The organism is Curtobacterium sp. PsM8 (assembly GCF_030433875.1).
Lineage (GTDB): Bacteria > Actinomycetota > Actinomycetes > Actinomycetales > Microbacteriaceae > Curtobacterium.
Window position 1 is genome coordinate 46,458 of record NZ_JARUXD010000020.1, and the last position, 6,212, is coordinate 52,669.

Genomic DNA, 6,212 nt, shown 5'->3' on the forward strand with positions numbered 1-6,212 from the left:
GCTCCGCACCGTGTCGACTCGGAGCAACGGCGGTGCTGGCCGTGCCCGGCGGCCGAGGACGGTCGCGATCGCCCTGGCAGTGCTCGGGGTCGCCGTCTCGGTCGCCCTGCCGTCATCGGCGCCGCGGTCGTCGTGTCCGCCGGACCAGGCGCGCGCGAGTACGGCGACGGCCAGTGCCCTGGCGGCGGGCTCGCGGGTCCTGGTCATCGGGGACTCGTACACCCGGGGACGCGGCTCGTCCGACGGCATGACGGGGTGGGCGCAGATGCTCTCCGCCGACTCCGGGTGGGACAGCACGATCGACGGGCGTCCCGGCACCGGGTACGTGAACCCCGGCCCCAGTCGTTCCCGGTCCGACACCTACCTGCCACGGATCGTCGCCGACGCGGAGGCCGACCCCGACCTCGTGATCGTGCAGGGCAGCCAGAACGACTGGACCGTCGGCGAGGCCGACCTCCGCCGGCGGGTCGAGGAGACGCTCCGCCAGGCGGTCGCCCAGTGGCCCCGCGCGCTGCTCGTCGCCATCGGCCCGTCGGCACCCCGTCCACGGGCCGACTCGACGGGCAGCATCGACGCCGCGGTCCGCGCCGGTGCGCGATCGGCCGGTGTGCCGTACATCGACCCCGTCGCGGAGCACTGGTTCACCTCCATGAACAGTCCGACGTACGCGGCGTCGGACGGCGAGCACCTGAACGACGCCGGCTACCGGTACCTCGCGCGCCGCATCGACACCGCGTTGCGTGCCGTCGGCACGACCTCCCCGGAGTGCCGCGCCCGCTGAACCTCGTGGCCCGATCGGCAGTTCGCACCGCGGACAGGATGCTCGTTGTGGGGGTACCCCGGCACGGCGACGATGTGATGTGGTGCTGACATGCCCAGCCCCACCATGGACTCCGCACCGCACGACGACGTCTTCACCCGTACACAGATCGTCGACGCGATGATCCGGGTGCTCCACGAACTGCCCCTGCACGAAGTCACCCCTGCCCGCGTCGCCGACGAGGCGAACGCCACCCCCGAGACCCTCGACGCGTCGTTCCCGAGCTGGGACGGCCTGCTCCTGGCGACGATCGACCGGTGGAACGACCGCCGCACGACGCCGCTGACGCCCCTCGCCGCCGAGTTCGGGACCATCCGGTTCCTCCGCGCGATCGTCACCGCCAACGTCGAGGACCCGTCGCTGATGCGCTTCCTGACCTCGACGCTGAACATCGCCGCAGCGCCGAAGCACCCGCTCGCGCCGATGCTGCACGCCCGCTGGCGCAAGTTCCACGCCTTCGTGCAGCAGAGCCTCATGCAGGACATCGCCGCCGGTCGGGAGCCGCACACGATGGAACCGTCCCGCGGTGCCGAGCAGCTCCTGGCCACGTACGAGGGGCTCCAGCTGCAGTCCATGGTCCGGCCGGAGATGGACCTGCTCGAGTCGTTCGACCGTGCGGTGACGCGTCTGCGCGAGGGATGGTCCCGCGAGTACGTGCCGCCGGTGTGGGACCTGGGCCGCGCCAGCTGACGTCTCGGGGTACAAGTCGTCCCCAGGTGATCCATGGCCGGCGCTCTGTCCACATCCGTGCACCGCTCAGCCGGCTGGTGGATTCGCCTCGATATGGTCGTTCCTGGTTCCGCTCACCGCGGGACACCAGCACTGAACGAACCACACCGAACGGGGTACATCGTGATCGAGCCCATCGACGCCACGCAGACCAGCTCCACCGGTGACGCGCGCCGCCTCGTGGAGCTCGCCGCCGCCACCGGGACGACCATGAGCGACGAGCTGCTGCTCGACGCGCTGCGGCGCGGCGCCGCGGTCAGCGTCCGCCACATCCGCAAGGACTTCACCGAGGTCGCGACCGCCACCACCGTGCTCGGGTACGTCGTCCGCCAGCGCAAGGACTTCCTCGCGCTGCGCGGCGACGACCCGGCATGGGCGCAGGAGATCGGTCGCTACCCCAGCGAGTCACTCGCCGTCGAAGCCCTGCGGATGCGCCGGGGCTGACCGGAAGTCGCGACGGCGACCGCCCAGCCAGCCAGCCAGTGACGGCGTGTCAGGACCAGACGCGGCGGATCCCCCACGAGCCCGTCCAGGTCTCGTCGGCTCCCAGCCAGCGCAGCCCCTCGCCCGAGTTCAGCGCGTCGGCGGGTGCGGTCATCGGCTCGACGGCGACCGCCAGCCCCTTGCCGTCACCGCGGGGGAACTCGCGCGACGTGAAGACCTGCACGTAGGGGAACGAGGCGTCCTGCCACAGCTCGACACCGTCGCCCTCCGGCCCGTGCAGGGTCGTGCGGCGGATGCCCTCGTCGTCCGGCGTCACGTCCGTGTAGGCGGTGTCCAGGTCGGAGTCGCCCGCACGGCGGCCCGCGCGGAGGTCCAGGTCGGTGCCCGCGACGGGCTGCGTGCCGTTCGGGATCTTCCGGTCGTCGACGGTGAACGCCGTCGCTGCGTCCAGCCGGATGACCAGGTCCTCGGCCGGGGTGTCGCCGGCGCGCAGGTACGGGTGCGACCCGATGGCGAACGGCGCCGGGCGACCCGAGCGGTTCGTCACCGTGTGGGTGATCCGGATGCCGTCCTCGACCAGCTCGTGGTGCACGCGGGTCTCGAGGGTGAACGGCCAGCCGTGCTGCGGGTGGATCGTGGCCTGCTGCTCGATCGAGGACTCGGTCTGGTCCACCACGCGGTACGGCGCGAAGCGGAGCAGCCCGTGCGAGGCGTTGCCGTACTTCGGCTCCGAGATGTCCAACTGCTGGGTCGCCCCGTCGAGCTGCCAGGCACCACCGGCGACGCGGTTCGGCCACGGTGCGAGCACGATGCCGTTCGCGCCGGCCGGAGCCTCGCTGGCGGGGAACGGCTCGGTGAGGTCGAAGCCCGCGACCCGGAGTTCGCGGAGACCGGCGGCCACCTCGGTGACGACGGCCTCGACGACACCGTCCGGTCCGGAGTGCCGCAGGTGGTACTGACCGCCCGTGGGGGCTGCTGTGCTGGCCGCTGTGCTCATGGTGTCTGCTTCCTCTCCGATGCGCGGGTCGTCCCCGCTGGTCCGTCCGCGACGACCACGTGGACGCCGGCCGCCCGGATCAGGTCGACCGCGTCCGCGCTGACGCCCGCGGTGACGACGACGTCGACGTCCTGCAGCGTGCTCACCACGCCGATGTCGGCCCGGCCGAACTTCGAGCCGTCCGCGACGACGACGGTACGCCTGCCCGCCGCCGCGAGGACCCGCTTCGCCTCGGTCTCGGGCAGGTTCACGTTGGTCAGGCCGTGCGCCACGTCGAGCCCGGTGCCGCCGAGGAACACCAGGTCCGCGGACAGCATCGGCAGCACGGTCGCGTTGAACGGTGCGACGAGCGAGTGCTGCAGCGGCCGGAGCGTGCCCCCGGTGACGACGACGGTGAACCGCGGGACGGCCCGTTCGAGTGCGAGCGCGGTGGTGAGCGAGTTCGTGACGACGGTGACGTCGACCAGGTCCTCGCGGGCGACGAGGGCCTCGGCGACGGCCGCGGGCGTGGTGCCGACGTCGAGGACGATGCACTGCCCGGAGCGCACCAGGTCCGCCGCGGCCCGGCCGATCGCGGCCTTGGCGGTGCTGTTCTCGACGGCGGTCTCCTCGAGCGGACGCTCGCGCGACCCGGCCCCGAGGCGGACGGCACCGCCGTGCACCCGGCGGATCCGGGCCTCCCGGTCGAGCGCAGCCAGGTCCTGGCGGACCGTCACCTCGCTCGTGCCGACGGCGGCGGCCAGCGCGGCGGTCCGGACCATTCCCGGGGCACCGTCCAGGAGCGCGACGATGCGGTCCTGCCGCAGCAGCGCGGGCAGGACGGGAGGCTCGTCAGACGTCACAGCACGAGTTTCGTCTGCTTCCACTTGCTTTCGCAACCCTTCGCGCGCGGGTAGAGTGCAGCGGTGATCACGAAACGTGCGACGACGCTCGCGGACGGCCGCGACCTCTTCTACTTCGACGACGCCGACTCGACGCTGCCTGCTGAGCGCAGCATCGACGAGCGCGTCCTGGACCCGCGGCCGGCGACGGCCCGGATGCGCCAGGACGTCCTGACCGGCGAGTGGGTGTCGATCGCGAGCGCGCGGCAGAACCGGGTGTTCCTGCCGCCTGCAGACCAGGACCCGCTCGCGCCGCAGACGGCCGCGAACCCGTCCGAGATCCCGAGCCGGTACGACGTCGCGGTGTTCGAGAACCGGTCGCCGTCCTTCGGGCCCGACCTGGTCGGCGACGACGCGCCGTCGTCCCTCGAGTCGCTGTCGGACGTCGGCCTGAACCGGCAGCTCCGCTCGGTCGGCCGCTGCGAGGTCGTCTGCTTCTCCCCCGAGACCAGCGGCTCGTTCGCGTCGATCTCCGAGTCGCGTGCCCGCACCGTCGTCGAGGCCTGGGCCGATCGCACCGCCGCGCTGTCCGCGATGCCCGGCATCCAGCAGGTGTTCCCGTTCGAGAACCGGGGCGAGGCGATCGGCGTCACCCTGCACCACCCGCACGGCCAGATCTACGCGTACCCGTACGTGACCCCGCGCACGCAGCGACTGCTGTCGTCGATCGAGCGCTTCGGCCCAGACCTGTTCGAGCAGCACCTGGCGAACGAGCGCGGCTCCGAGCGGGTCGTCCTCGCCGGTGAGCACTTCACCGCCTTCGTGCCGTTCGCCGCGCGCTGGCCCGTCGAGATCCACATGCTGCCGCACCGCCACGTGCCGGACTTCGCCGGGCTCACCGACGCCGAGAAGGACGAGCTCGCGCACCTGCACCTGCGGCTCACCCGCGGTCTCGACGCCCTCTACGGCGACCCGACCCCGTACATCGCCGCGTGGCACCAGGCCCCGGTGCACACCGGCCGCGACACCGTGCGCCTGATGCTGCAGATCACGTCCCCGCGTCGGTCGGCGGACAAGTTGAAGTTCCTGGCCGGCAGTGAGGCCGCGATGGGCGCCTGGATCGGTGACCTCGTCCCGGAGAAGGCCGCCGAGTTCATCCGAGGAGGGATCGAACGAGCATGACGTTCCAGCAGGTGTTCGGGTACGAGCCGGCGGTGCGGTACTCCGCCCCCGGCCGCGTCAACCTGATCGGTGAGCACACCGACTACAACGACGGGTACGTGCTGCCCTTCGCGATCGACCGCCGCACCACGTCGGACATCGCGCCGCGCGAGGACCGGGTCATCCGCGTCGCGTCGTCGTTCGACCCGGAGGGTGGCCCGGTGTCGCTGTCCCTCGACGAGCTCGAGCCCGCTCGCATGGCGGGTTGGTCGGCGTACGTCTTCGGCATCGCCTGGGCGCTCCGCGAGCAGGCCGGCGCGGATCTGTCGGACCGGACCGGATTCGACGTCTTCATCGACTCGGACGTTCCGGTCGGCGCGGGCCTGTCGTCGAGTGCCGCGATCGAGTGCGGTGTCGCCCTGGCGTTCACCGACCTGTGGGAGCTCGGACTCGACCGGAAGACCCTGGCCCGCGTCGGCCAGTACTCCGAGAACCACGCCGTCGGCGCCCCGACCGGCATCATGGACCAGTCCGCGTCGCTGCTCGGTGAGCAGGACGCCGTCGTGTTCCTCGACTGCCGCACGCTCGACACCGCCGTGGTGGACCTGGCGCTCGAGGCGAACGGCCTCGAGATCCTGGTCGTCGACACCCGCGTCGAGCACGCCCACGCGACCGGCGGGTACAAGGCCCGTCGTGACTCGTGCGAGAAGGGCGCCGAGGTGCTCGGTGTCCCCGCCCTCCGCGACGTGTCGGTCGACGATCTGCCGCGCGCCCAGGAGCTGCTCGACGACGAGACCTTCCGTCGGGTGCGGCACATCGTGACCGAGGACCAGCGCGTCCTCGACACCGTCCGGACGCTGCGCGAGCAGGGGCCCCGGGCGATCGGCTCGTTGCTCGTCGCCTCGCACGAGTCGATGCGCGACGACTTCGAGATCTCGGTGCCGGAGCTCGACCTGGCGGTGTCGACCGCCGTCGAGCACGGCGCCGTCGGCGCGCGCATGACCGGTGGCGGGTTCGGTGGCGCAGCCATCGCGCTCGTCGACCGGGAGGCCCGTGACCGGATCGCCGCGGCCGTCACCACCGCCTTCGCCTCGGCCGGGTACCGCGAGCCGACCGTGTTCACGGTGCACGCGGCGCAGGGCGCGCGGCGCGACGCGTAGCGCGCGCCCCCCGCCCCCGGGGCGGGGGCGGGCGCCGGGGCGGCTCTTATTAACAAAAACCCGCCCCCCCGGCGCACCCC

7 protein-coding genes are annotated in these 6,212 nt (G+C 72.4%); 5 read left to right on the top strand and 2 right to left on the bottom strand.

Features of this window, described 5'->3' with window-relative positions:
- Positions 1–10: 10 nt before the first annotated feature.
- From QCD68_RS06885 to QCD68_RS06895, 3 genes are all read left to right on the top strand, one after another.
- Positions 11–781, top strand: a complete 771-nt coding sequence (locus QCD68_RS06885; RefSeq protein ID WP_301222493.1) for an SGNH/GDSL hydrolase family protein — start codon at positions 11–13, stop codon at positions 779–781.
- A gap of 90 nt (positions 782–871) precedes the next feature.
- Positions 872–1,510 carry a TetR/AcrR family transcriptional regulator gene (locus QCD68_RS06890; RefSeq protein ID WP_301222494.1) on the top strand — a complete coding sequence of 213 codons (639 nt, stop codon included), beginning with the start codon at positions 872–874 and terminating at the stop codon, positions 1,508–1,510.
- Between the two features lie 162 nt (positions 1,511–1,672).
- Entirely contained in the window at positions 1,673–1,993 is a 321-nt protein-coding gene (locus QCD68_RS06895) for a hypothetical protein (protein ID WP_301222495.1), read from the top strand.
- A 49-nt stretch (positions 1,994–2,042) separates the two neighbouring features.
- Here QCD68_RS06895 and QCD68_RS06900 read toward each other — a convergent pair whose 3' ends face one another.
- Positions 2,043–2,990 (bottom strand): aldose 1-epimerase family protein, encoded by a 948-nt coding sequence (locus QCD68_RS06900; RefSeq protein WP_301222496.1) that lies wholly within the window; start codon positions 2,988–2,990, stop codon positions 2,043–2,045.
- Positions 2,987–3,832, bottom strand: coding sequence for a DeoR/GlpR family DNA-binding transcription regulator (locus QCD68_RS06905; protein ID WP_301222497.1), 846 nt, complete (start codon positions 3,830–3,832; stop codon positions 2,987–2,989). The genes QCD68_RS06900 and QCD68_RS06905 overlap by 4 nt, the downstream gene beginning before the upstream one ends.
- A gap of 63 nt (positions 3,833–3,895) precedes the next feature.
- Between QCD68_RS06905 and galT the strand changes: the two genes are divergently transcribed.
- The gene (galT, locus tag QCD68_RS06910) at positions 3,896–4,993 is read left to right on the top strand and encodes a galactose-1-phosphate uridylyltransferase (RefSeq protein WP_111073839.1); all 1,098 of its coding nucleotides are present in this window, start codon (positions 3,896–3,898) and stop codon (positions 4,991–4,993) included.
- Positions 4,990–6,132 (top strand): galactokinase, encoded by a 1,143-nt coding sequence (gene galK / locus QCD68_RS06915; protein ID WP_301222498.1) that lies wholly within the window; start codon positions 4,990–4,992, stop codon positions 6,130–6,132. Before galT ends, galK begins: the two co-directional genes overlap by 4 nt.
- Positions 6,133–6,212: the final 80 nt, after the last annotated feature.